At 63.5% G+C, this 24,656-nt stretch carries 24 protein-coding genes; 11 read left to right on the top strand and 13 right to left on the bottom strand.

Going from position 1 to position 24,656, the window contains the following annotated elements; translation table 11 throughout:
• Nucleotides 1–7: 7 nt before the first annotated feature.
• From trbE to JN280_RS08650, 8 genes are read left to right on the top strand one after another with little or no spacing between them, the layout of a single operon-like run.
• Nucleotides 8–2,482 (top strand): conjugal transfer protein TrbE, encoded by a 2,475-nt coding sequence (gene trbE / locus JN280_RS08685; RefSeq protein ID WP_202311493.1) that lies wholly within the window; start codon nt 8–10, stop codon nt 2,480–2,482.
• On the top strand, nt 2,479–3,258 hold the full coding sequence (gene trbJ, locus JN280_RS08680) for a P-type conjugative transfer protein TrbJ (RefSeq protein ID WP_202311492.1): 780 nt from the start codon (nt 2,479–2,481) through the stop codon (nt 3,256–3,258). The genes trbE and trbJ overlap by 4 nt, the downstream gene beginning before the upstream one ends.
• A gap of 21 nt (nt 3,259–3,279) precedes the next feature.
• Nucleotides 3,280–3,549 (top strand): putative entry exclusion protein TrbK-alt, encoded by a 270-nt coding sequence (trbK-alt, locus tag JN280_RS08675; RefSeq protein WP_202314646.1) that lies wholly within the window; start codon nt 3,280–3,282, stop codon nt 3,547–3,549.
• Nucleotides 3,550–3,551: 2 nt separating this feature from the next.
• Entirely contained in the window at nt 3,552–4,907 is a 1,356-nt protein-coding gene (gene trbL, locus JN280_RS08670; protein WP_202311491.1) for a P-type conjugative transfer protein TrbL, read from the top strand.
• Nucleotides 4,904–5,593 carry a conjugal transfer protein TrbF gene (gene trbF, locus JN280_RS08665; protein WP_202311490.1) on the top strand — a complete coding sequence of 230 codons (690 nt, stop codon included), beginning with the start codon at nt 4,904–4,906 and terminating at the stop codon, nt 5,591–5,593. Before trbL ends, trbF begins: the two co-directional genes overlap by 4 nt.
• Nucleotides 5,590–6,579, top strand: a complete 990-nt coding sequence (gene trbG, locus JN280_RS08660) for a P-type conjugative transfer protein TrbG (protein WP_202311489.1) — start codon at nt 5,590–5,592, stop codon at nt 6,577–6,579. Before trbF ends, trbG begins: the two co-directional genes overlap by 4 nt.
• Entirely contained in the window at nt 6,576–7,754 is a 1,179-nt protein-coding gene (locus tag JN280_RS08655; RefSeq protein ID WP_446720816.1) for a TrbI/VirB10 family protein, read from the top strand. Before trbG ends, JN280_RS08655 begins: the two co-directional genes overlap by 4 nt.
• The gene (locus JN280_RS08650) at nt 7,751–7,978 is read left to right on the top strand and encodes a DUF2274 domain-containing protein (protein WP_202311488.1); all 228 of its coding nucleotides are present in this window, start codon (nt 7,751–7,753) and stop codon (nt 7,976–7,978) included. Before JN280_RS08655 ends, JN280_RS08650 begins: the two co-directional genes overlap by 4 nt.
• A 15-nt stretch (nt 7,979–7,993) precedes the next feature.
• Here JN280_RS08650 and JN280_RS08645 read toward each other — a convergent pair whose 3' ends face one another.
• From JN280_RS08645 to JN280_RS08610, 8 genes are all read right to left on the bottom strand, one after another.
• Nucleotides 7,994–8,896: a LysR family transcriptional regulator gene (locus tag JN280_RS08645; protein WP_202311486.1), complete on the bottom strand. Its 903-nt coding sequence runs from the start codon at nt 8,894–8,896 to the stop codon at nt 7,994–7,996.
• 179 nt (nt 8,897–9,075) lie between these two features.
• On the bottom strand, nt 9,076–9,732 hold the full coding sequence (locus tag JN280_RS08640; protein WP_202311484.1) for an acyl-homoserine-lactone synthase: 657 nt from the start codon (nt 9,730–9,732) through the stop codon (nt 9,076–9,078).
• Between the two features lie 77 nt (nt 9,733–9,809).
• Nucleotides 9,810–10,538: a LuxR family transcriptional regulator gene (locus JN280_RS08635; RefSeq protein WP_202311482.1), complete on the bottom strand. Its 729-nt coding sequence runs from the start codon at nt 10,536–10,538 to the stop codon at nt 9,810–9,812.
• A 4-nt stretch (nt 10,539–10,542) separates the two neighbouring features.
• Nucleotides 10,543–10,896, bottom strand: coding sequence for a LysR family transcriptional regulator (locus JN280_RS08630; RefSeq protein ID WP_202311480.1), 354 nt, complete (start codon nt 10,894–10,896; stop codon nt 10,543–10,545).
• 302 nt (nt 10,897–11,198) lie between these two features.
• Entirely contained in the window at nt 11,199–12,962 is a 1,764-nt protein-coding gene (locus JN280_RS08625; RefSeq protein WP_202311478.1) for an acyl-CoA dehydrogenase, read from the bottom strand.
• Nucleotides 12,963–13,025: 63 nt separating this feature from the next.
• Nucleotides 13,026–14,702, bottom strand: coding sequence for an acyl-CoA dehydrogenase family protein (locus JN280_RS08620; RefSeq protein WP_202311476.1), 1,677 nt, complete (start codon nt 14,700–14,702; stop codon nt 13,026–13,028).
• A 12-nt stretch (nt 14,703–14,714) separates the two neighbouring features.
• The gene (locus JN280_RS08615) at nt 14,715–15,569 is read right to left on the bottom strand and encodes an FAS1-like dehydratase domain-containing protein (RefSeq protein WP_202311474.1); all 855 of its coding nucleotides are present in this window, start codon (nt 15,567–15,569) and stop codon (nt 14,715–14,717) included.
• Complete coding sequence (locus JN280_RS08610) at nt 15,566–16,801, bottom strand: CoA transferase (protein WP_202311472.1); 1,236 nt, start codon at nt 16,799–16,801, stop codon at nt 15,566–15,568. The genes JN280_RS08615 and JN280_RS08610 overlap by 4 nt, the downstream gene beginning before the upstream one ends.
• Nucleotides 16,802–17,080: 279 nt before the next feature.
• Here JN280_RS08610 and JN280_RS08605 point away from each other — a divergent pair, with 279 nt between their 5' ends.
• From JN280_RS08605 to JN280_RS08595, 3 genes are read left to right on the top strand one after another with little or no spacing between them, the layout of a single operon-like run.
• Nucleotides 17,081–18,037, top strand: a complete 957-nt coding sequence (locus JN280_RS08605; protein ID WP_202311470.1) for an NAD-dependent epimerase/dehydratase family protein — start codon at nt 17,081–17,083, stop codon at nt 18,035–18,037.
• A gap of 13 nt (nt 18,038–18,050) precedes the next feature.
• Nucleotides 18,051–19,052 (top strand): Ldh family oxidoreductase, encoded by a 1,002-nt coding sequence (locus tag JN280_RS08600; protein ID WP_202311468.1) that lies wholly within the window; start codon nt 18,051–18,053, stop codon nt 19,050–19,052.
• Nucleotides 19,053–19,074: 22 nt separating this feature from the next.
• Entirely contained in the window at nt 19,075–19,692 is a 618-nt protein-coding gene (locus JN280_RS08595) for an NIPSNAP family protein (RefSeq protein ID WP_244743118.1), read from the top strand.
• A gap of 12 nt (nt 19,693–19,704) precedes the next feature.
• On the opposite strand, the gene JN280_RS08590 is transcribed toward JN280_RS08595, so the two are convergent.
• The 5 genes from JN280_RS08590 to JN280_RS08570 all read right to left on the bottom strand — a co-directional run bounded on the left by JN280_RS08590 (nt 19,705) and on the right by JN280_RS08570 (nt 24,425).
• Nucleotides 19,705–20,844 (bottom strand): CaiB/BaiF CoA transferase family protein, encoded by a 1,140-nt coding sequence (locus JN280_RS08590; RefSeq protein WP_202314641.1) that lies wholly within the window; start codon nt 20,842–20,844, stop codon nt 19,705–19,707.
• A 58-nt stretch (nt 20,845–20,902) separates the two neighbouring features.
• Nucleotides 20,903–21,715 carry an SDR family NAD(P)-dependent oxidoreductase gene (locus tag JN280_RS08585; RefSeq protein WP_202311466.1) on the bottom strand — a complete coding sequence of 271 codons (813 nt, stop codon included), beginning with the start codon at nt 21,713–21,715 and terminating at the stop codon, nt 20,903–20,905.
• Between the two features lie 9 nt (nt 21,716–21,724).
• The gene (locus tag JN280_RS08580; protein ID WP_202311464.1) at nt 21,725–22,891 is read right to left on the bottom strand and encodes a thiolase family protein; all 1,167 of its coding nucleotides are present in this window, start codon (nt 22,889–22,891) and stop codon (nt 21,725–21,727) included.
• On the bottom strand, nt 22,888–23,325 hold the full coding sequence (locus tag JN280_RS08575) for a Zn-ribbon domain-containing OB-fold protein (protein WP_202311462.1): 438 nt from the start codon (nt 23,323–23,325) through the stop codon (nt 22,888–22,890). The genes JN280_RS08580 and JN280_RS08575 overlap by 4 nt, the downstream gene beginning before the upstream one ends.
• 161 nt (nt 23,326–23,486) lie before the next feature.
• Nucleotides 23,487–24,425: a LysR family transcriptional regulator gene (locus JN280_RS08570; protein WP_202311460.1), complete on the bottom strand. Its 939-nt coding sequence runs from the start codon at nt 24,423–24,425 to the stop codon at nt 23,487–23,489.
• Nucleotides 24,426–24,656: the final 231 nt, after the last annotated feature.

Below are 24,656 nucleotides of genomic sequence, written 5' to 3'. Positions count from 1 at the left end.
TGCGGCGATGATGAACCTTGCAGAATACCGCCGCACCGGAGCGCGCCTCGCCGACTACCTTCCCTGGGCCGCCCTGGTCGGGAATGGCGTCGTCCTGAACAAGGATGGCAGCTTCCAGCGCTCGGCCAGGTTCCGAGGTCCGGATCTCGACAGTTCGGTGCCGGCCGAGCTGGTCGGCGTCGCAGGCCGCCTCAACAACGCCTTTCGTCGCCTCGGCTCGGGCTGGAGCATCTTCGTCGAGGCGCAGCGGCACGAGGCCGCGAGCTATCCGGGAAGCACGTTTCCCGATGCCGCCTCGGCGCTGGTAGATGCCGAGCGCAAGGCCGGTTTCGAGGAAGCGGACACGCATTTCGAGTCGAGCTACTTCCTGACCATCGCCTATCTGCCACCCGCCGAAGACGCGGCACGTGCCGAGACCTGGCTCTATGAGGGCCGCGAGCAAACCGGCGTGAACCCCTGGGAAATCCTGCGCGGCTTCGTCGATCGCACCGATCGCGTGCTCGCCTTGCTCGACGGCTTCATGCCCGAATGTCGCTGGCTCGATGACGCCGAGACGCTGACCTATCTGCACTCGACGCTCTCGACCAAGCGCCATCGCGTCCGTGTCCCCGAGACGCCGATCTATCTGGACGCACTGCTGGCCGATCAGCCGCTCGCCGGCGGACTCGAGCCGCGCCTAGGCGATACGCATCTGCGTATTCTCACCGTCGTCGGCTTTCCGGGAACGACGACGCCTGGCATCCTCGACGAGCTCAATCGGCTGGCCTTTCCCTATCGGTGGTCGACGCGGGCGATCCTGCTCGACAAGACCGACGCGACCCGGCTCATCACGAAGATCCGCCGTCAGTGGTTCGCCAAGCGCAAGTCGATCGCCGCCATACTCAAGGAGGTGCTAACCAACGAGGCCTCGGTACTGGTCGACACCGATGCCGCCAACAAGGCCGCCGATGCCGACCTCGCCCTGCAGCAACTCGGCGCCGACTATGCCGGGGAGGCCTATGTCACCGCAACCGTGACTGTCTGGGACTCGGACTCACGCATAGCCGACGAAAAGCTGCGGCTGGTCGAGAAGGTCATTCAGGGTCGTGACTTCACCGCCATGGTGGAAACGATCAACGCCGTCGATGCCTGGCTCGGCACGCTGCCCGGTCACCTCTACGCAAATGTGCGCCAGCCGCCCATCAGCACGCTGAATCTCGCCCACGTGATCCCCTTTTCGGCGGTGTGGGCGGGGCCGGAACGGGACGAGCACTTCCGAGCACCCCCGCTGCTATTTGGCAGAACGGAAGGCTCGACCCCGTTCCGGTTGTCGCTTCATGTCGGCGACGTCGGTCACACCCTGGTCGTCGGCCCGACCGGCGCCGGCAAATCCGTGCTGCTGGCGCTCATGGCCATGCAGTTCCGGCGCTATGACAACAGCCAAGTCTTCGCCTTCGATTTCGGCGGCTCGATCCGCGTCGCGTCGCTTGCCATGGGAGGCGATTGGCACGATCTCGGCGGCAAGCTCAGCGAAGGGGCGGAAACATCAGTTGCGCTGCAGCCGCTCGCAGGAATCAGTCATACGCCCGAGCGCGCCTGGGCGGCCGACTGGATCGTCGCCATCCTCACCCGCGAGGGCGTCAGCATCACGCCCGAGGTCAAGGAGCACCTCTGGACGGCGCTCACTTCGCTGGCCTCGGCGCCTGGCGAGGAACGGACGATCACCGGCCTCGCCGTCCTGCTCCAGTCCAATGACCTCAAGCGCGCCCTTGAGCCCTATTGCGTCGGTGGCCCCTTTGGCCGGCTGCTCGACGCGGAACAGGAGAACTTCGGTCAGGCGTCCGTTCTGGCGTTCGAGACCGAAGGCCTGCTCGGCACCGGCGCCGCGCCGGCCGCGCTCGCTTACCTTTTCCACCGCATCGCCGGCCGCCTCGACGGGCGGCCGACGCTGGTCATCGTCGACGAGGGCTGGCTGGCGCTCGGCGATCCAGGGTTTTCGAAGCAACTCGCCGAATGGCTGGTCACCCTGCGAAAGAAGAACGCCAGCGTCGTCTTCGCCACCCAATCCCTGGCTCAGCTCGAAAAGAGCAGCATCGCGGCCGAGATCATCGACTCGTGCCACACCCGGATCCTGCTGCCCAACGACCGCGCGATCGAGCCGCAGATCACCGCCATCTACCAGCGGTTCGGTCTCAATGACCGGCAGATCGAGATCCTCGCCCGGGCGACCCCGAAGAAGGACTATTATGCGCAGTCCCGGCGCGGCAACCGCCTGTTCGAGCTCGGCCTGGGCGAGGTTGCGCTGGCGCTCTGCGCTGCCTCGGCCAAATCCGACCAAGCCCTGATCGAGCGGGTCCTGGCCGAGCACGGGCGTGACGGCTTCCTCGACGCCTGGCTGCGCGCCCGCCAACTCGACTGGGCTGCCGACCTCATCCCCGACCTGACCAATCTCGCCACACCCGCGGCGGCACCTGATCAACGCACAGAGGAGGTTTCCCCATGACCCGCCTTCGCTCGCGCATGCGCTCCCTTCTTCTCGCCACCACCGTGCTTTCGGTGCCCGTGGCGCTCACGCCCATGGCCGTTACACCGGCCTACGCGCTGTTCGGCTTCGGTCGCATCGTGTTCGACCCGTCCAACTATGCCGAGAACGTGCTGCAGGCCGCTCGCGCCCTGGAGCAGATCAACAATCAGATCGAGAGCCTCCAGAACGAGAACCAGATGCTGATCAACCAGGCGCGCAACCTCGCAAGCCTGCCCTATTCCTCGCTCCAGCAGCTCCAGCAGTCCGTACAGCGCACCCAGCAGCTTCTGGCGGAGGCTCAGCGAATCGCTTTCGATGTTCAGCAGATCGACCGGATCTTCTCCGAACAGTACGGCAACATGGACCTCTCCGCCTCCGACCAGCAGCTCATCGAGCTGGCCCGCGAGCGATGGGGCAATACCGTCGGCGCATTGCAGGACGCCATGCGCGTGCAGGCCGGCGTCGTCGGCAATATCGAGACGCAGCGCGCCGAGCTCTCCGCCCTGGTCGGGGAAAGCCAGGGCGCAACCGGCGCCCTGCAGGCGGCCCAGGCGGGCAACCAGATTCTCGCCCTTCAGGCCCAGCAGCTCGCCGACCTCACCGCACTGCTCGCCGCGAATGGCCGCGCCGACGCGCTCTCGGCCGCCGAGCAGGCTGCCGCCGCCGAACAAGGCCGTGAGCAGCGCCGCCGCTTCCTCGAGCCCGGCGCCGGATACCGGCCCGGCAGCGCGCAGATGTTCCCGGGCGGCAATTGAGGCGGGACGAAAGGCGTGATCATGGACGGAAAGATGCTCGCCCGCCTGGCTTTGGTGGTCGTGCTGGCCGTGGCCATCACGGCCACGGCGGTTCACCGCGCGCGCGAGGACCTCTCGGAAGCAACTCGCCCACCTCCCACGCCGCGCAGCGAGACGCCGCGCGCCGATCCGCTGCGCGAGCGGTTGAAGCGTTGCCGCGATCTGGGCGAGGCGGCGACCCGTGCTGCCGATTGCCTGGCCGCGTGGCGCGAGAACCGCCACCGTTTCCTTGCGCCCGCCGAAGGCCGCTGACCATGGAAGGCGCAGGCGTCATCGATCGCTTTCTGGAGGTCTTCACCTCCTATATCGACAGCGGCTTCGGCCTGCTCGGCGGCGAGGTGGCCTTCATCGCCTCGACGCTGATCGTCATCGACGTCACGCTCGCCGCCCTGTTCTGGGCCTGGGGCGCCGACGAGGACATCATTGCGCGGCTGGTGAAAAAGACGATCTTCGTCGGCATCTTCGCTTACCTGATCGGCAACTGGAACGGCCTTGCCCGCATCGTCTTCGAGTCATTCGCCGGGCTCGGCCTCATGGCCTCGGGTACCGGATTCTCGATCGCCGATCTCATGCGCCCCGGCCGCGTCGCCCAGACCGGGCTCGACGCCGGTCAGCCGCTGCTCGAAGCCATCGCCGATCTTTCCGGCTACTGGGCCTTCTTCGAGAACTTCCTGCAGATCTTCTGCCTGCTGATTGCATGGCTGCTCGTGCTGCTCGCCTTCTTCATCCTCGCCGTCCAGCTCTTCGTCACCCTCATCGAATTCAAGCTGACCACGCTCGCCGGTTTTGTGCTGATACCCTTCGGGCTATTCAGCCACTCGGCCTTCATGGCCGAGCGCGTGCTCGGCAACGTCATTTCGTCCGGAATCAAGATCCTGGTCCTCGCCGTCGTCATCGGTATCGGCTCGACCCTGTTCGGCGAGTTCACATCCGGCTTCGGCGGCGAACAGCCGACCATCGATGATGCCATGGCCATCGTGCTGGCGGCGCTCTCCTTGCTCGGCCTCGGCATCTTCGGACCGGGCATTGCCAACGGGATCGTCTCGGGCGGTCCGCAGCTCGGTGCCGGGGCCGCCGTGGGAACCGGCCTCGCCGTCGGCGGCGCCGCCGTGGCCGCAGGCGGCGCCACCATGCTCGCTGCCAGGGGCGGGCGCGCGGCGTGGTCGGCCGGAACCGCGGGTATGCGGGGTGGCGCTGCGCTTTCCGGCGGTGCCTCAACGGCCTATTCGCTCGCCTCTTCCGGCGAGACGGGACCGGCCGCCGCTGCCGCGGGCCTCGGCGGCGTCGCGCGCGCTGCGAGCGGGGCGGCTGTCTCGCCGCTGAAGCGGGCAGCCGCACGCGTCTCCGATAGCCTCGGTTCCTCCTTTAACACCGGTAGCAGGGCGGCGTTCGAGGCCACCGGCGGATCGTCCTCCATGGGTACGCTCGGCGGCTCCGCCGAGCCGCCGGCACCTCCCGCCGCCACCGATAGTCCGCCCGCCTGGGCCCGCCGCATGCGGCACAGCCGAGCGATGAGCCACGGCGTCACGGCGGCCGCCCATGCGGTCCGCTCCGGCGACAGCCACGGCGCCGCTGCCTCTGTCAGCCTTTCCGAAGAGAAACGCTCATGACCTTCTTCAAGCGACCCGCAACCCATTACGGCAAGACGCCGGAACCCGAGACGCCCTACCAGCGCGCCGCCCAGGTCTGGGACGAGCGAATCGGCTCGGCCCGCCTTCAGGCGAGAAACTGGCGGCTGATGGCCTTCGGCTGCCTCATCCTGTCCGCCGGATTCGCGAGCGCGCTGGTCTGGCAGTCGGCACGGGGGACTGTCGTGCCCTGGGTTGTGGAAGTGGATCGCACCGGCAAGGCCCGCGCGGTCGAACCTGCCGTCGCCGACTACCAGCCGACCGATCCCCAGATCGCTTTCCACCTCGCCCGCTTCATCGAGCAGGTCCGCAGCCTTCCCGCCGACCTGATCGTCGTGCGTCAGAACTGGTTGAGGGCCTATGAGTTCACCACCGACCGCGGCGCGACCGCCCTCAATGACTACGCTCGAACCGCCGATCCCTTCGGCCGCGTCGGGCGCCAGCAGGTTGCGGTCGAGGTCTCAAGCGTCATCCGTGCCTCGCCGGATTCGTTCCGGATCGCCTGGGTCGAACGGCGCTACGAAAACGGCCAGCTCGCCGCTACCGAACGCTGGACAGCCATTCTCACCGTCGTCATCCAGCCGCCGCGCGATGCCGAGCGCCTGCGCCGCAATCCGCTCGGCGTCTTCATCAATGCCATCAACTGGTCCCGGGAGTTGGGCCAATGACCCGACCGTCAATCTGTAGAGCCGCAAACCCGGCTTTCCGTAAATCCACCTCCACGATCGGCGTTCTGCTCGTGTCCTCCATGACGCTCGCCGCCTGCGCCACGGCGCCCAGGCCGCCGCAGGTCAGCTACGATGCCGACGTGCCGCCGCTGCCGAAGGTCGCGGTCAGCACCGGAAATGCGACACCGCAGCCAATCCTTGTGCCGCCCGCCTGGACACCGTCAAAGGGCGGCGAGCCCGCAAGCACGCCGGCCGGCCGCGTCGAGAACGCCAACACCGCCGCACGCGTGGAGCCGCGCCGCGAAGGGTATTTCAATGCCGTCCAGATCTATCCGTGGAGTGAGGGCGCGCTTTATCAGGTCTATGCCGCGCCCGGGCAGATCACCAACATTGCGCTCGAACCGGGGGAGAGCCTGACCGGCGCCGGCCCGATCGCCGCCGGCGACACCGCGCGCTGGATCATCGGCGACACCGAGAGCGGCAGCGGCGCGACGCGCCGATCACATATTCTGGTCAAACCCACCCGCGCCGACATCACCACCAACCTGGTCATCACCACCGACCGGCGCACCTATATGATCGAGCTGCGATCCGGTGAGAAGCCTTATATGCCTGCAGTCGCCTGGGCGTATCCGCAGGTCGCATCCGAGCGGTCGACCGTACCCGCCGCTCCGACCATTCCGGGCCTTGCGGCACGCAATTATCGCTATGGGCTGACCGGCGACGCACCGCCCTGGCGGCCCGTGTCGGTCTATGACGACGGTCGGCGCGTCTACGTCGAGTTCCCGCGCGGGATCGTGCAAGGCGAGATGCCGCCGATCTTCGTAATCGGTTCGGACGGCCAGCCCGAGATCGTCAACAGCCGGATCCATCAGAACATCCTCATCGTCGACCGGCTGTTCGGCGCCGCCGAGTTGCGGCTCGGCAGCGGCAAACGACAGCAGACGGTCAGGATCGTGCGCACGGATGGGAGGCCATCGTCATGAGCGGGACCGAAGCCCGAAGCAAAAGCAGCACAGCTTCGACGGCACCGGACACGGTCGGGGCCATGCGGCTGCGAGCCGAGGCCCCGCGGGTCACCCGCGTCTCGCGCCGCGTACTGGCCGGTGTCGGCCTGATTGCCGGTCTCGGCGTCGGCGGCGCGCTGATCTATGCGCTCCAGACCGCTGATCGACAGCCGAGCCAGGAGGAACTGTTCACCACAGACCGCCGGCAGACCGCCGACGGCCTGCAGAACCTTCCCGCAGACTATGGCGGCGTTCCCCAACTCGGCCCGCCGCTTCCCGGCGACCTCGGCGGCCCGATCGTCCGCGCGCGGGAGGAGGGGCGTCCCGTCCCCGCGCAGGTCATGCCGACGCCGCAGCCTGATCCGGACGAGCAGCGCCGCCTCGCGGAAATGGAAGCCGCGCGCACAAGTGAGATCTTTTTCCAGACGCGTTCTCGGATCGCGTCGGATCTCCTCGCTGTCCAGTCCACGCTCGGCGGTTCGACACCGGGTCTCACCGGGTCCGGAACGCAGGACGGGCAGCTTGCCTTCCTTAACGCCAAGGTGGATCGTCGTACTGTCGCACCTGATCGCGTTGCAGCACCTGCTTCGCCATTCGTGCTGCAGGCGGGATCGGTGATTCCCGCCGCTCTCATCACCGGAATCCGCTCCGACCTTCCCGGCCAGATAACCGCACAAGTCACCCAGCACATCTATGATAGCCCGACGGGCGGCATCCTTCTCATCCCGCAGGGCACAAGGATCATCGGCGAATACGACAATGGCGTTGCCTTCGGCCAGCGCCGCATCCTGCTCGTCTGGAACCGCCTGATCTTTCCCGACGGCCGATCCATCGTCCTTGAGCGTCAGCCCGGCGCGGACACCGGCGGCTACGCCGGTCTCGAGGACGGCGTCGACCACCATTGGTGGGATCTGATGAAGGCCGCTGGTCTTTCGACACTGCTCGCCGTTGGCACGCAGCTGACGATGGATGACGAGGATCGCCTCATCCAGGCGATTCGCAGCGGCGCCCAGGACACGATCAACGATGCCGGCCAGCAGATCATTCAACGGCAATTGCAGGTCGCGCCGAAGCTGACGATCCGGCCGGGCTTCCCGGTCAGAGTAATCGTCACGCGTGATCTGGTCCTCGAGCCGCGCGGAGAAGGTCAGTGACGAAGCTGAAGCTTGGGGCAATTCCGGACGAGAAGCCGGTGAAGGTCACGGTCGAACTGCCAGCCGCGCTTCACCGTGATCTCGTCGCCTATGCCGAAGTGCTCTCGCGCGAGACCGGGCAGCAGATCGGCGATCCTGTCCGATTGGTTGTGCCGATGCTGCAAAGGTTCATCGCGACGGATCGAGGCTTTGCCCGCTCGCGCAGGATGGCGCGCGGTTCGTAGCTTTCCCTGTTGAAGCTATTTCGCCCCGGCGACCTCACCCGACTCCTGCACCAGGTCGAGCAGCCTTTTGAGAGCCGGATTCGGATTGGACTCCATCCAGGCGGCGCCAAGGGAAACGACGTTCCTGCCAGCAAGAGGAACAAGCGCAATTTCGTCAGTGGCGGCACGGGGCGGAGGACCGACAACGAGCGTCACACCGAATCCCATAGCCACCATGTTGATGAGATTGCATTGGCCGACGCGATGCAATTGAACCCTGGGCTCGACACCCAGTCTTGCCATCCGCCGCAAGAGGTGTTCCTCGAAGTCAGGCCCGAGTCCGCCCGCGCACAGGATGAACCGCTCGCGGCGGAGATCTTCCAGGCTCAGGCGGGGCGCGGCAGCCAGGGGATGTGATTTCGGAAGCACTGCAGTCATGCGTTCACTCCGCAGATGCAGCGATCGGGGTGCTCCGCGTCCACAGGTTCCGGCGAGAAACGCCACATCCACCATGCGCTGTTGAACCAACGCCCAACTCGCTGTGGAGGTATTCTCGACGATCTCGACCGAGATACCCTTGGCCTCCTTCCGGAACCGCTCGAACAATTCACGAAGCAGGACGAAGGGCACGCTGACCGCGACTGTGAGTTCGCCGTGCTCGCCACGCTGCAGCGCCCCGATTCTCTGCATGGCCCGTCGCAGATGGTCGAAGCCGAGAACGGCTTCTTCCAGGAATCGATCTCCGGCTGGCGTCGGGCGTATTCCTGCGTGTCCCCGCTCAAAGATTTCTGCGCCAACGCGGTGCTCCAAGCTACGGACGCCCCTGCTCACCGTAGACTGCTGAACATTCAGCGCAGCGGCGGCCCGCCGAAAGCTTCCATGCTCAGCCGATGCCAAAGCGTATTGGAACAACCGGAAATCGAGAGGGATGTCAGGCATCAAGTCGCCTCCTGCGATCGTTGAGCGAGCGGGAAGCCCATTGCTTGTACGTCATTCGGGAACTGATAGCGCTCGGGTCGGTCTCCCATGACCAGGTCCGAATGCTGCTGCCCGGTTCATGGCCGGCCCATGCTCGGCTCCCGTGGACAAGATGACATGTGATAAGGTCGGCGACTGCGTCATGCTTGGAGAGCCGTCTTGCACCGAAACCGATGCCGTGACAGCACAGGCTCGTGCAGCCCAGCTTTGTTACCAAGGCGCCGGCGCATGGAGTCGGAAATCTCGAACAAGCCCGCGTAGGTCATGGTCCTGCCGATACGCGTTGGGTGACCGATTACCTCATATGGGCAATCGACAGTCCGGAATATCCGAGCCATGCGGGCGTCAAAGACCGAAACGATGTGCTCGACACCAGCTAGCCGTGCTGCTTCCACGAGCCCGCACAAAAGCTCGACCATTGTCGAATTGACGGTATGGTTGGCCTCGTGGCCCGTTGGGCCGACCGTCAACTTCGGGTTGACGGCAAAGCGCGAGCTCTCCCAGATCAGCGGACTCTCGACCGATCCATCGGGAACAAGCACCGAAAAAACGTCACGCAGCATGTTGGGACCAGTGGTCGGCAGAAGCCGAACCGCGCCTTTCAGCTCTTCCGCGACCTCATCAACACAAAGCAGGTAGAGCGGGTCTTCCGCATCAAACTGGTCAACTTCTCGACCGTCGACGACAGTGACGTCCCAACCCAATCGATCGGCGAAAACCGCAGCCCGCATGCGGAACATCTGCTCGAAAAGGTCTGGATGGAGATGGCGGTCGACGCCCTCAATAGCCAGTATCATCCCTGTCTCCTCGTTGTAATACGAGGAAGGACGTACAGCCGGAAAGTAGATGCTTGTATCCGGCTGAATAGCCGGGTTTACGGCAACTTGAAAAGCAGGCCGAACTTGAGGGCAAGTGAAACGGCGTGTGTATTGCTCGATGCACCGAGCTTATGGCGTGCGCTTTCGAGATAGCATTTGACGGTGTGCGGGGAGAGCCCAAGGATCACTCCGCATTCCCACACGGTCTTGCCTTCGGAAGTCCATTGCAGGCATTCGATCTCCCTAGGCGACAGGTGAGGCTGAGTCCGAAAAACGCCCTCTGTACTCAGGACGGCGTCGTGGAGGTGTGCGGCGATGATAGGGAAATGGCGGAACGCGGTACGGCGCGCCCAATGCCATTCGCTGTTGCTGAAGTCGGCGGTTACCGACAACAATGCCCTGTCGCCGCGGCAGCCATGGACCGGGAAGGAGATGCCTCGCCGTCCGAGGCCGAACTCGAGCGCCTCACCGAAGAACTGTCGCAAAGCACGGTCGCCGTCGCCGAACTCATCCCAATCGACAGGGAGCAGGCGTCTGAGGCCAATCTGGATCGCAGGATCGATCTTGAGATACCCTTGGGTTCGGTATCTCTCCACCCATTCCGGCGGATAAGTCACCGCAATGTATGGCTCACGCCGCGGAGCCTTGCGATCGAGCGTGCCGGTGCCCAAATAGGCGACAGTTTTCAAGCCGTATCTTTCTGCGACATGCTGCAGTAGGGAAGGGATCTGTGCGGAATCAGAGACCGCGGCGATTTCTTCGAGCGTAGCTTCGAGACCGATCATTGCATTATGCGTGCCTCCGACAAGCGGAGCAGCCAATCAGCGAAGCCGAAATCAGAACCAAGACAGGGGCTTTGGGCAGGGACACGTAATTCTGCGATTGCAGGCCCTTCAAGCGGACCGGGAAGGGCGTATTCGGGGCCCGCGCCTGGTAGGTAACAACCAACTCTCGTAGCAACCCGCCGGCGAGCGAGGCAATTATACCCATCCGAACGATCCCCGCCTCGGCCCGCCCGGCGGCATGGGCCGAACGTTGCGACTGATCCAGTTGCCGCAGCGCGGCCAGCACATCGTCCAGGAAGCGCTGCCCCGCATTGGTCAGCCGTGCCGGTATTGCTCCGCTCGAGAAGCGAGCCGCCAAGCTTATCCTCCAGGCGCATGATCGAACGGCTGACGACTGATTGTCGAACGCCGAACTCTCAGCGGCCTGACCACAAACCGATTGTTCCACCTTGCTGTCCGGTGTGCTCTAAAACACTTCCTGCGCGAAGCTGGTCGGCATATTGTTAGGGAGATTTTCGCGGCCTGCTCCGGCGTCATGACGACGTGGTCACGTTGCATACCTTGCGGTACTAACGAACGAGCGGGAGATGGCGAGATGGACACGGCCTCGTGCGGAATAGTCATTGAATGGCTGCTGACGCTAGGAGTCTCTCATCGCATTCAAAGTTGTGCGGCCACTATAGTATGTGCACCCTCCGTAATGGACAGCCTAAGCGCGCCGGTCTCTGGCATGATGTGGTCGGCGTAGAAGCGGCAGAGCGCCACACGCTCCTGCCCCTGCCCAGCAAGGGCCGCAAGCGCCAGATAGGCGCCGCCCGTAGCCAGCGCGAAGAGCCGCAGGTAGGGCGTGGCGCCGGCGAGCGCCTCTTCCATACGGCCCTCGGCCAGCGCCGTTTGCAGGAACCGCGTCGCGACCGTCAGTTCTTGCAGGGCAGTGCCGATACGCTCGGCGGCGCGGCCGAAGCCGGCGACATTCGACGCGCGCAACTCGTCGACGATTGCGGCGAGTTCCGCGATGTAGCCGTGGACATGCTCGCCGCCCGATTGCGGCAGCTTGCGGGTGACGAGGTCGATGGCTTGGATGCCGTTGGTGCCTTCGTAGATTGGTGCGATGCGGGAGTCGCGCAGGAGCGCGGCCGCACCGGTCTCCTCGATGAAGCCCATGCCGCCATGCACCTGGATTCCCATCGAGGCGACCTCGACGCCGATGTCGGTGGCGAACGCCTTGGCGATCGGGGTGAGGAGGTTAGCCCGCTCCTGCCAGTGGAGGGCTGCGTCGCCCGCGCCGGTGCGGGCCATATCCGTGGCCTGGGCGCAGCAATAGGCGATGGCACGCGCGGCGGCGGTCAGCGCCTTCATGGTGAGCAGCGTGCGCTTGACGTCGGCGTGGTGGACGATCGGCGCCATGCCTTCCGCGGCATAGGATGGCGCCTTGCCCTGGCGGCGCTCGTTAGCGAAGGCGGTCGCCTTCTGTGTCGCAGTTTCGGCGACCGCCACGCCCTGCATGCCGATGGCGAGGCGGGCATTGTTCATCATGGTGAACATGCAGGCCAGCCCGCGGTTCTCCTCGCCGACCAGCCAGCCTATGGCACCCGGCGCCATGCCGTGAACGAAGCCGTCGCCATAAATCATGGTACAGGTGGGCGAGGCATGGATGCCGAGCTTGTGCTCGATCGAGGCGCAGTGCACGTCGTTGCGCGCGCCGAGCAAACCGTCCTCGCCGACGAAGAATTTCGGCACCAGGAACAGCGAGATGCCGCGCGTGCCGGCAGGCGCGTCGGGCAGGCGCGCCAGCACAAGGTGGATGATGTTGTCGGTGAAGTCGTGCTCGCCATAGGTGATGAAGATCTTCTGGCCGAAGATTCGATAGCTGCCGTCGCCGACCGGCTCGGCGCGGGTGCGCAGCGAGTTGAGGTCGGAGCCAGCCTGCGGCTCGGTGAGATTCATCGTCCCCATCCATTCGCCGGAGACGAGCTTCGCCAGGTACTTCTGCTTGAGATCCTCGGCGGCGTGCTTCTCGATGGCATCGACCGCGCCCATAGTCAGGGTCGGGGCGAGGGTGAAGGCCATGGAGCCGGAGTTCCACATCTCCAGCGCCGCGACGCCGAGCAGGTTCGGCAGGCCCTGCCCGCCGAACTCTTCCGGCCCCGACAGTGCGTTCCAGCCCCCCTCGATCCAGCGGCGGTAGAGCTCCTTCCAGCCGGGCGGCGTGGTGACGGACGCGTCCTTCAGCACGGCACCGGTCTCGTCGCCGACCTTGTATAGCGGCGCGATCTCTTCGCCGGCGAAACGGCCGGCTTCGGCGAGGATGGCGTTGACGAGGTCTTCCGACAGGTCGCCGAACCTCCCGTCCCCGAGCACGGCTCCGAGCCCGGCCACATTCTTCAACGTGAAGGCAATCTCGTCGACCGGTGCGCGATACATTCATACTCCTTGACGCTAGTGTGTATGAAACATCAGGACGTGCGCATGCATTGCATCTCAGCATCAGGCGTTCCGTCTTGACGCCATAAGGCCGCGTGCAATCACCGTCGCTTGAATCTCCGCCGCGCCCTCGAAGATGTTGAGGATGCGGGCGTCGCAGAGAACTCGACTGATAGGGTACTCCAGTGCATATCCGTTACCGCCATGCACTTGCAGCGCGGTGTCAGCGTTGCTCCATGCCACCCGTGCGGCTAGCAGTTTCGCCATGCCAGCCTCCACGTCGCAGCGCCTTCCCTGGTCCTTCTCGCGTGCGGCGAAATAGGTAAGTTCGCGCGCGAGAACCGTTTCGACAGCCATCAGGGCTAGCTTGTCGGATACGCGCGGGAAATAAGACAGTAGAGCGCCGAACTGCTTGCGCTCATTGGCATACTTCAAGCCGAGATCAAAGGCGTTCCACGCAACGCCCACGGCTCGCGCGGCCGTTTGTATGCGCGCTGCCTCGAACGTCTCCATGAGCTGCTTGAAGCCTTGCCCCTCGACCCCGCCAAGCAAACCTGCGGCATCCACCCGGAAGCCGTCGAAACTCAGCTCATATTCCCGCATCCCGCGATAACCCAGAACCTCAATCTCCCCTCCCGACATGCCCTGTGCAGGAAACGGGTCCTCTTCGGTGCCACGCGGCTTTGCCGCGATGAACATGGACAGACCGTCGTGGCCGGGAATCGATGGGTCCGTGCGAGCAAGAAGCGTCATCACATCGCTTCGTGCTGCGTGCGTTATCCAGGTCTTGTTTCCGTCAATGCGCCAGTCCCCATTGGGCTGGCGCGTGGCCCGCGTACGCAGTTTCGCGAGATCCGATCCGGTGTCTGGCTCAGTGAAGACGGCCGTCGGAAGAATTTCTCCCGACGCGATTCGCGGCAGCCACGTCGCTTTCTGCTCTTCGGTGCCAGCGTTGCCAATCAATTCACAGGCGATCTCCGCGCGCGTGCCGAGCGAGCCGGCCGCGATCCAAGCGCGGCTGAGTTCTTCTGTCACGACACACATGGCCAGCTTGCCCATGCCGAGGCCTCCAAAGCGGGGATCTACGGAAATTCCGAAGACACCGAGCTCCGCCATTTCCTCGACAACCGAGATCGGCACGAGAGCGTTGGCGAGATGCCATTCATGCGCGTGCGGCGACACCTTCTCCTGCGCGAAACGACGGAATTGCTCCCGTACCATGTCCAAGTCAGTATCGCCCAGCATGTCGGCGATCGTGCCCCCGGCAGACAGGTGTCCCACGAGCGATCGGCGCCGATCGGCGGTGTTCCCGTTGTCTAGGAACCAAGTTATGGCAGGGTTCGCCGTCAGAGCCGCCGCTGCATCGAGTATGTCGAGCTCTCGTGGGCGGACATACTCGTTTTGGCTCATGGCGATGCCGTCGGCGAGCGAAGCAAGATATTCGCCGAATCCGATCAGCAGCACGTTCATCTCGGCTTCGCGAAAGCGGCCAGAAGCGTGGAGTGACCGAGCCCAATTAGCGGCCTGCGCCAGCGTTTCAACATACGTGGCGATCCAGGCCAGCCCGTGAAGACGGCGCTGCTGGTTGTTCATGGCAACGCCATCAGTGCTACCGTCCTTGCGCGTCACCCCTGACCGGGTCACCGACTGGGCCCTCGCGCAGAAATCGCGCGAAGCGCTTACAGCGATATCTGCACGATCTATCAGTTCCTCGGCGACGATGGGTTCGGCGGTTGTCATGATCCTCGTCTTTCAGGCTTTGAGGGTAAAGGTCGCGCTGCCAGTCACCGCAATCACGCCGTCCTGGCGTCGCGCGGTCGCCTCTACGGTGCCACCCTCGACCACGGTGCGAAGCCTGACTGGCTGACCCGCGAAAAGCGGTGCCGCCGCACGGAATGAGAAGCTTGTCATCCGCCCATCTCCGAGGGCGCGCGCGGCAAGCCGACACAGCATCGATGCGGTCAGCGGCCCATGCACCACCAGTCCCGGGTAGCCCTCCTCTCGGCAGGCGTAGGGTTCGTCGTAGTGGATTCGGTGCGCGTTGAAGGTGACGGCCGAAAAGCGGAAGAGATCAACCGGCCCTGGTGTCCACACGGGATATTCCAGCGCGGCGGGGTCCGTTGGCTCTACCCGCGACACAGTGGCAACGGGGTTGCTAAAGACGATTGTCTGGGTCTCGATCACGCACGTCTCGCCGGCCTGCGTCAGCGTGCGCTCCAATTCGACGAAGACCAGGTCACCTGAACGGCCGGCCTTGTGGGTCACATCTGCGATGCGGGTACTGCAAGTCGCCTCGCGACTGACGAGCAAGGAACGAATGAAGCGTGTTGTGCCGCCCGCAAACATGCGCCTCCGCAATGTTATCGGGGGCATGAAATTGCCGCGTTGTGCATGACCGTCCGGCCCGATTTCGCTGTTCGACGTCATCGGGAGAAAATAGGCCCAGTGCGCCATCTCCGGCACGGCCTCCAATTCGCGACCGCTGCTTTCGCCAAGGACTAGAAGAAAGCGCTGGAGGGTCGCCGCGTCGAGATACTGGGTCTCAGTCCGGACGCGCCCGATGGCATCGCGCCATGCCGCCACGTCGTTTGGTTCGATTGAGCTCACCGGCCGCGTTCCGTATGTGCAGATGCTACGATTCCGCGGTCGTGCAGGAACGCAATTTCGCGTGCGCTGCAGCCTAGTACGTCCGTCAGAACTTCCTCCGTATGCGCGCCTAGCGATGGAGCGGGCTCGACGTCACCCCGCGCAGCGCCGATAATCGTCGCAGCATACCCAGGTGTCGGATACCGGCTTCCACTCGGATGGACGATCTCGGAAAACAACGGATTGTCGGCGACCAGCGCAGGGTCTTCGGAGACCGCTTGCCGCAACGTCCTGTACGGAGCCCAGCACGCCCCTTCGTTGTCTAGAGCACTCCCAAGCTCGACCAGCGACAGTCCGCTAACCACCCGTTCGACGATCGGGTTGATAGCGTCCCGGTGCTCGTAACGGATTCCTTCGTCATTCGCGAAGGAAACGGAGCGATCTGCCTCGATTGCAGCGATGTCATTCGCGATGCCGAGGGCAGTCAGAAGCCCCGACCATTGGCGGGAGGTTATCGCGACAAGCATCACACGCTTGCCGTCCGCGGTCTCGAAGTCACGCCCGAAAGCGCCGAACAGATCGTTGCCGACGCGCGGGCGGTCGGCGCCGCCTGTGACCACCTCGGCGATCTGCCCGAGATTCCCCAGCGTAGAGATCGCAACGTCGCTCAGGGGCACCCGCACCTCTTCGCCGGCACCGGTTTCAGTGCGGCGCCGTTCGGCGGCGAGCAGCGACAACGCGGCTAGTGAACCGGTTAGGAGATCCCAAGCGGGCAACACATGATTAACCGGGCGGGGATCATCCGGTTGGCCGGTCATTTGGGGCACGCCGACCGCGGCATTGATCGTATAGTCTAAAGCCGTGCCGCCATCCGCCCAGCCCATGACCCTCACGGTGATCTGATCTGGTCGACGCCGCACGAGATTGTCGTGCGACAGAAAGCCATTCACCGGGTAGTTGGTGAGAAAGATGCCGTTTCCACGGCCGGGTGCGGTGGCCAGTCGAACCGCGAGTTCCCGCCCCTCAGGTTTTCGAAGATCGAGCGCGATCGACTTCTTTCCTTTGTTCAGCCCCTCCCAATAGAGGCTGTGGCCGCGCTCGTTCTTCGGCCACCTGCCAAAGTCCGGTCCACCACCGATCTGGTCGAACCGGATCACCTTCGCTCCGAGTTGCGACAGGTACAGGCCGCATATCGGCGCCGCGATGAACGAGCCGCCTTCGACTATGCGTAAGTTGGAAAGATGTGAATACAAGTTCTCGGTCTCGACTTCGCGCTTTAGGTCTAGAGAGCCCGCAAACATCCAGCGGCACGGCGCCCATCGCCGCCGGCGCTCTGCTCTCCCTGAAGGAATTGGCTGCCATGCTTTAGAACCTTCGCATGACGTTCGAGGCAAGCCATTCCCCGTTATATCCACTATGCGGGCACACTATAGACCGGTCGATAGTCCAGCCGAATAGTTCATATAACCGCCATCCCATTGAGTGTCTCGCCGCGCCTTCCCTATTGTGTTGACGATATGGGAGGAAATTCGATGGCGGTTCTCGTTACCGGCGGCAAGGGATTCATCGGCGCGCGCGTTGTGCGTGAACTGGTACGTCGGGGTCACGCGGTGACCGCGTTCGATTTGCGCGGGACGCCGGGACGGCTTGCCCCTCTCAGAGACAAAATCAGTTTCGAGGCAGGCGACATCACTGACTATGACCGGATCGCTGACGTGATCCGGGGGCATCGCATCGATCGTATCGCGCACATGGTCTTCTATATGGCGGAAGAACGGGGCGTCTCACTTCGCCCGGAGAATGCCGACGGTCTCTATCGTCAGCAGATGATCATGAACACGGGTACTTTCCACGTTTTCGAAGCTGCGAGGCGAGCCGGCGTGCGTCGCATCGCCTACCCCAGCTCGGTCCAGTATCACGCCGGCGACGAGCCTTGGACCGGAACTGAAACGGTTAACGAAGACTCCCCTGCAATGCCTACGACGACGTATGGCATGGGCAAAGTCCTTTGCGAAAAGCTGGCGAAAGAATACAACCGGCTACATGGGATGGAGATCATCAGCCTTCGCATACCGGGGGCATACGGTCCCGGCGCGACCTTCGGTGCACGGGGTATAAATCTCATCGCGACTGAGGGCGCGCTTGGCCAGAAAGTGGCACTGCCTTACAGCAGTGAGCAGCGCGTTGTCTTGGCGCACGTCGACGATATCGCCTGGGCTTTCGCTGAAGCGCTGGATATTCCGGCGCCCGGCCACGATACCTATCATATCGGAGGCCACTACGTATCCTACGCGGACATCGCCGCGCTTGGGCGCGAGATTACACCGGGCCTAGATGTAACGCTCACCGAAGACGCACCGGTGCGAGGACATTTCGGGATCGATTCCGCACGAATCGAAACCGATCTCGGCCTGCGCCACCGCAGCCTCGCAGAGGGCTATCGCGCGTTAGCAGAGGAAACCCGCCGCGAAATGGGCCATCCGGTCTGAAAGGACAGATATCATGGAACTGAAGCTGGACCATGCCCGGGACCTGCTTGTGGGTTCGATGCGCGCTATCAATTACGATGCTAACGAATCTGCGTGCATCGCTGACCATCTCCTCGATTGCGAACTACGTGGGCTCGGCTATGCCGGCCTCGCCCGCGCCCTGACCATCGTGGAGTATGTGCGCAAGCTCGACCTCAACCGTACATCGATCCGAGTAAGGCACGAAACACCGTTGTCAGCGAAGATCGACGGGGGCAACAACGTCGGCTACGTTGTCGCCAGCCAAGCAACGACCATGGCGATCGCGAAGGCAAAGGCGCAGGGTATCGCCATCGTGGGTGCTGCCCGGACCTACTATACGGGGATGTTCTCCTACTACTTGGAGCGCCTAGCCTCGGAGGGTCTTTGCGGGATGATCGCCGGCAGCGGCCTCGCGGTCGTAGCGCCGTTTGGGGGAACCGAAGCAAGGTTCTGCACCAATCCGATAGCCTTCGGTTTTCCGACGGACGATGTGCCGCTGATCTGGGACATCGGCACGTCGAGCATCACCCATGCGGAGGTGGTTCTCGCGCGCCGAAGGGGAGAACCACTCCCTGAGGGGCTAGCCTTCGATGCGCAAGGCCAGCCGACGACTGACCCGGACGCGGTATTATCGGGCGGCGCCCTAACCGTGTGGGGCGGACATCGTGGCTCTGGCCTTGCCCTTTCGGTACAGGTTCTTTCGATGCTGGCGGGGCAGGTAAACATGTTCAAGCCATCGGACGATCCGATCGATTGCGGTTTCTTCCTGCTTGCATTCGATCCAGGACTTTTCGGCTCGGCTGATGACTTCCGCACCGCCGTATCGGAGTACATCCGAATTCTCACCGGAACCCGGCCGGTCGACCCGGCCAAGCCGGTGCGTGCGCCCTTCGCGCGCTCGGTTGCCCTGCGCCGGGAGCGGATGCGGTCCGGTGTGATCGAGGTCCCAGATCTCGTGGTAGAGAAGCTGCGCGCCATTGGCGGTGCGCCGTAGGATCAAGCCTTGGAACTAGCCCGTGACCGAGTTCGAACTGACGACCCTTGACTGTCCGCCGCTGGCAATGGGCGAGTTGGTGAAGCGCACCAGCGAATGGCTACAGGCGCCCGGAGCCTCCGGACGCCTCCTCGCAGCGTTCCGCACCGAGGTCGGACGCCTGGGACGGCTGATCCTGCTCCGCGCCTTCGACAACGCGAATGAAGCTGCCGCTGAACGCGCACGCACGCTTGAGGCCCGGGCCCCCTTCGCAGACAACGCTGTGGTCACAGCCTATCAGCAGGAGAGCTACCGCCAGCTCCCTTTCCTCCGTCCGCTGACCAAGATCGCTGTTTCGCCGATCTACGAGATCCGCTCCTACGCATTGCGCCCGGGAGGACTGCCGTCGACTATCGCGGCCTGGGAGCGGGCCATCGGGCCGGCTGCACGCTACACGCGCCATCTGGTCACCTGCCTGTACGCGACCGATGGAGTGCCGCGCATCACCCATATCTGGTGGTTCGACAGTTTCGAGCAGCGGCTAAACCTGCGCGCCTCGCACTATGCGGCCGGGACCTGGCCACCGATCGGCGCTCCGGAGCAAATCGCCAAGGCTTGGTCCACACTTGCCGTCGATGCGGTGGGGCTGGAGCGCGGTTAAACGGTCCCGCTGTTAGATCACACCCTTTTCGCGCAACGCCGCGATCCGCTCATGCGGAAGGCCCCAGGTTTCCAGCGTACTAGCGGCATCGCCGGTGTCCTTGGCCCGGATTGCGCCAGGCGTGCGGGAGAATCGGGGCGCCGGAGCGGAGTGGAGTACACCGTCCACGTCAACGAAATTGCCCCGTGCCGCATTCTGTGGATGGGCCGGTGCCTCATCGAGGTCGAGGACAGGCGATACACAGGCGTCTGAACGTTCCAGCAGTCCGCACCATTCCGCCCGCGTGCGTGTGCGGAAGACGCGCGCCATCTCCTCGCGCAATGCCGGCCAGCGCTCGACGCCGATGTCGCGAAAGATGTCTTCGTCGAGACCCGCCTTCTCGGCCAGCAAGGCGAAGAAATGCGGCTCGATCGGACCGATGCCGACGTATTTGCCATCGGCACATTCGTAGCAGCCGTAGTAGGGTGCGCCGCCATCGATCCAGTTGCGGCCGCGTTCGAGGCTCCACCTGCCCATGGATCGCAAACCGAAGATCATCGCACCCATCAGGTTGGTGCCGTCCAACATGGCGGCGTCGACGACCTGGCCCTTGCCCGTGCGCTGTGCGTACATGATCCCGCACAGGACACCGAAAGCTGCCAACATTCCTCCACCCCCGAAATCGCCGATGAGATTGAGTGGCGGTAGCGGTGGCGTTCCTGGCGCTCCCGTCGCGGCCAGTAGGCCACTCAAGGCGATATAATTGATGTCGTGACCGGCGGTATGCGAGAGCGGACCGGACTGACCCCAGCCGGTGATGCGGGTATAAACCAGCCGCGGGTTGAGTTCGATGCACTTGTCCGGGCTTAGGCCAACGCGCTCCATTACACCGGGCCGGAAGCCCTCCAGCAGGGCGTCCGCTTTTTCGAGCAATTCGAACGCGACTTGCAGCCCCTCGGGGGTCTTCAGGTCGAGAAAGACCGTACCTCGGTTTCGGGCCATCACGTCATATTTGGTGCCCAAGACGGGATAAGGGTTCGGCTCGCCCGCCTTCGATCTTCGATCGATCCGTACCACATCGGCGCCCATGTCCGAGAGCATCATCGCCGTAAAGGACGTCGGGCCAAGGCCAACGAATTCGACGATTTTCAGGCCTTCGAGAGGTCCAGCCATTGGCTTGCCTTCAAAAATGCTGGCAGGAATGAAAGTGGCAGATGCCTGGCCCGCTGCGTCAGGGCATGTAGTAGCCCCCGGACACGCCGAGAACCTGTCCAGTGACAAAGGCGGCGTTGTCAGACGCGAGGTAGGCGACGGCTGCTGCAACGTCCTCAGGGCGGCCGATCCGGCCGAGCCCTCGCGCTATCGGATATTTTTTAGCCATGGTCTGCCATGTAGGATCATTTGCCGTGTCGACGCCCTGCGCCAGCGGGCCAAAACGAATGCCTTCATGCGACACCGCGCCGAGCGCGATGGCATTGACGTTGATGGCGTCGCGGCCGTGCTCGAGCGCCAAAGATTTGGTGAAGCCGAGCATTGCCGACTTCGCCGCCGAATAGAGCGCCAAGCGAGCCTCCCCGGCGCGGCCCGCCTCGGAGATGATATTGACGATCTTGCCCCACCGCTGAGGCACCATCTGCCGCAAGGCTTCGCGCGCGCAAAACATCGCCCCGTGGACGTTTAGGTTCACCTGTGCGAACTGCTCCTCGACAGTTGTCTCCCAAAACAATGCCCGCGGCTTCTGCACGTCCCTGAGTTCAGGAAGAACACCAGCATTGTTAACCAGGATGCCGACAGGTCCAAGTTCGCCTTCTGCGCGAACGAACATGGTCGCGACATCTTCGTGACGGCATATGTCGGCAGCCAGGGCAATAGCCTTCCCATCCGACTCGTTGATCTCCGCGGCCACGGCGTACGCCCGTTCGGCGAAGAGGTCGTTCACCGCCACGGCGCATCCTAGAGATGCTAGATGCAGCGCGATGCTGCGACCGACCCCTTGGCCGGCACCGGTGATCAGGGCGGTGCGTCCTGCGAAGATGGCGGTCATGGCGTCGCCTCAGAGTCGGATGAAGATATGAGCATTGAGGCAGCCAAGCCCGGTGTTGTGGGCGAGGGCCACGCGCGGGCTGCCTGGCACCTGCAGCGCTCCGCCTTCACCGCGCAATTGGCGGGTGAGTTCGTACACTTCAACTACGCCAGTTGCCCCCAATGGGTGCCCGCGGGCGATCAATCCTCCGTCCGTGTTGATTGGGGTCTTGCCATCGAGCCGGGCGTTGCCTTCCAAGAAGAAACGTCCGCCCTCGCCCGGTGCGCAGAAGCCAAGCGCTTCTGCGCAGATCATGCCGCCGCCAGCGAACGGAGCGTGACATTGGACCAGGTCGATGTCCTTGGGTCCGACGCCCGCCATGTCGTACACCTTGGCGGCAATCTTTCGCGTATGGTCGCCGGTGCGGAAATCGCCGCCTATGTGCGGTCCGGGACCACCGACGAGATCGTCAGCATCGGGGCTACCCGCAACGACGCCCGCCACGTTGATCGCCCGGTCCATGCAGCCGAAGTGCTTGGCCGCGCGGCCATTCATGACGATCGCGGCAGCTGCGCCGTCCGACGAGTTGCAGCACATCTTCCGGGTGAAGGGCGAGCTGATGACGCCCGAGTCGAGGATCTCAGCAACAGTCGCCGGCGGACGCTGCGGCCCAGCCTCGTTCAGCGCGCCATATTCGTAGCATTGCGCCGCCTCAACGGCGAGCATCTCGGGCGTATCGCCGTATGTGTCCATGCGACGCTGGATCGCCATGGCAATACGTGCAGGCGTCACGTCCAGGCCCATGCCATGAAGGTGGAATTCGCGGTCGCGACCTACCTCACCTCCCTTGAGCAGCCCGCCGCCCATCTTCTCGTAGCCGCAGACCAGGGCAACATCGATGCGGCCGGATGCGACCGCATGACATGCTTCCCTGAATGCCGCCGAACCGCTGGCGCAGGCCTGCTGATAGTGGTTGATCGGTATTCCGGTCCAACCGAAATGCTGCACAATCATTCGGCCGTCGACGAACGACGAATACTCCGCACCGAGAAAGGCTGCCTGCACTTTGGCGAACGAGATGCCCGAATCCTTCAACGCGCCTTCGATAGCTGTCGCCGCGAGCTCAATCGTCGATTTTTCGGACCAGCGCCCGAACTTGTGCACTCCGACGCCGGTTACATAAGCGTCATGGGTCATGGCCGAGTTCCTTCGCCCTTCACGGGTCGAAAGACGAAGGTTTGGCGACAGCCCTGGCTGGTTTCGTACGTTCTCAGAACGACCTCGGCAGGCATGCCGGTCTTAAGCTCGCCAGGCGAAGCTTCGATGACGGAAAAGGCACTTACGCCATCGGGGAATTCCACCTCGGCCTGCATATAAGGCGCCTGGACAAAAGCATCGGGGGGTTGTCGGTCGACCCAGGAGAACGCGCCGATTCGACCGCGCTCTGCCAAATCGATGTCCTCGAGGTCGCCACCGCAGCATTGGGCGCACCAGGCGTGGCGGGGGAAATGTATCCGTCCGCACGCGGTGCACCGATTACCAACAAGCCGCGGTTTGCCGTCGATCAGCCGATAGAGTCCGGGCTGCAGATCTGGGACGATTTCATCCGCCGTGTTTTCTCTCGCGTGCATGGCGATCCTCCCTGCTCTCGCGCCTCACCGCTTTCGATCGGAGTTAGCGCCAGCACATTTAGGCCGGAGTTCGACACAACAGAACACCCCGGCGCTTATATCATTCATAACCTTGAGTTATCCCGACAAGAGTCGGCGCGGCCGGTGCGGCATCAAATGCCCTAGTTGTCGATCTCGCCCAGCAGGAACGACCGGATGACAGACTTCTGCGCTCGGACCATGTCCAGCATGAGCCGAGCAGCCAAGGTCGGCTGTCCGAACTGCCGAACGGCAACATGCAAAGTGTAGAGAATGCTGGCGTCGGCGATTGGCACAAAGGACAGCTTGTCCCGATCCGTCCGCCGGATTGCTGCTGTAGTCATGAACATCGCCCCGAGACCAGCAAGCACCAACGACTTCTGAAGGACGAAACTGTTTATCTCCGCTTCGATCCGCGGCTTTTGTCCAGATTTCTGAAACGCCTCGTCAATGAGTTGGCGTAGACTCTGATTGGGGCTTGGAAGGAACATCGGCAGCTGCGCCACCTGTTCCATTGTCAATCTGTCTGGGAAAGGCCCATCTCCCAGTGGGGAGTTGCCGTTCCAGCCGGATGGATAGACGATACCTAGGTCATAATCATGGATCTTCTCGGTAAAGACGTCTGTCGAATTGTAGCGGCCGTTGAGAAGGGCCACGTCGATCTGCTTGTTCATCAGCATCTCGAAGAGATCGCCGACATAGCCTTGTTCGACGCGGATCCGAACGTCAGGATACAGCCTGCGATATTCCGGTATTATATGCCGCAGGAGCATCTCGCCGGTCGACGGCGGCACGCCTAAAGCAACGGAACCCTTGGGCTTGTGCGCGACCCCCATCGTTTCGTTCTCAAGCGCATCCACGCGATCCAGTATTTCGGTCGCATGTGCACAGAATGTCTGCCCGGCCTCGGTGGCAATGAATTTTTGGCCCTCTCGCCGGAAAAGCCGAACCTCGAGTCTCCGCTCTACCATCGCGATGCGCCGGCTGACGGCAGGCTGCGATATGCCGAGCTTGTGAGCCGCGCGCGTACAACTCGCGGTTTCGGCAACCGCAAGGATCACCTGAAGGTCGACCAAGGTCATCCCGTCATTGAGCAAAGGCACCCCCCGTACGTTTTCGGACACCTGTATGCCCGACGCGTATAATTAAGATAACCCATCGGCGCGTTGCATCAAAACGATGCGGTTTCTAGGTTTCCGATCATCGAAGCGCGGCCACCCCAGAGGCGTGCCACTTTCCGTGAAACGACCATGTCTGTGATGTGTCGGCCTCACCGCTGCGCCCGGTGACACATGCTTGCCCGGAGGAGGGGG

The sequence above is a fragment of the Mesorhizobium sp. L-8-10 genome, assembly GCF_016756635.1.
In the GTDB taxonomy this organism is placed as follows: domain Bacteria; phylum Pseudomonadota; class Alphaproteobacteria; order Rhizobiales; family Rhizobiaceae.
This window is presented reverse-complemented; position numbering and strand designations above follow the sequence as displayed.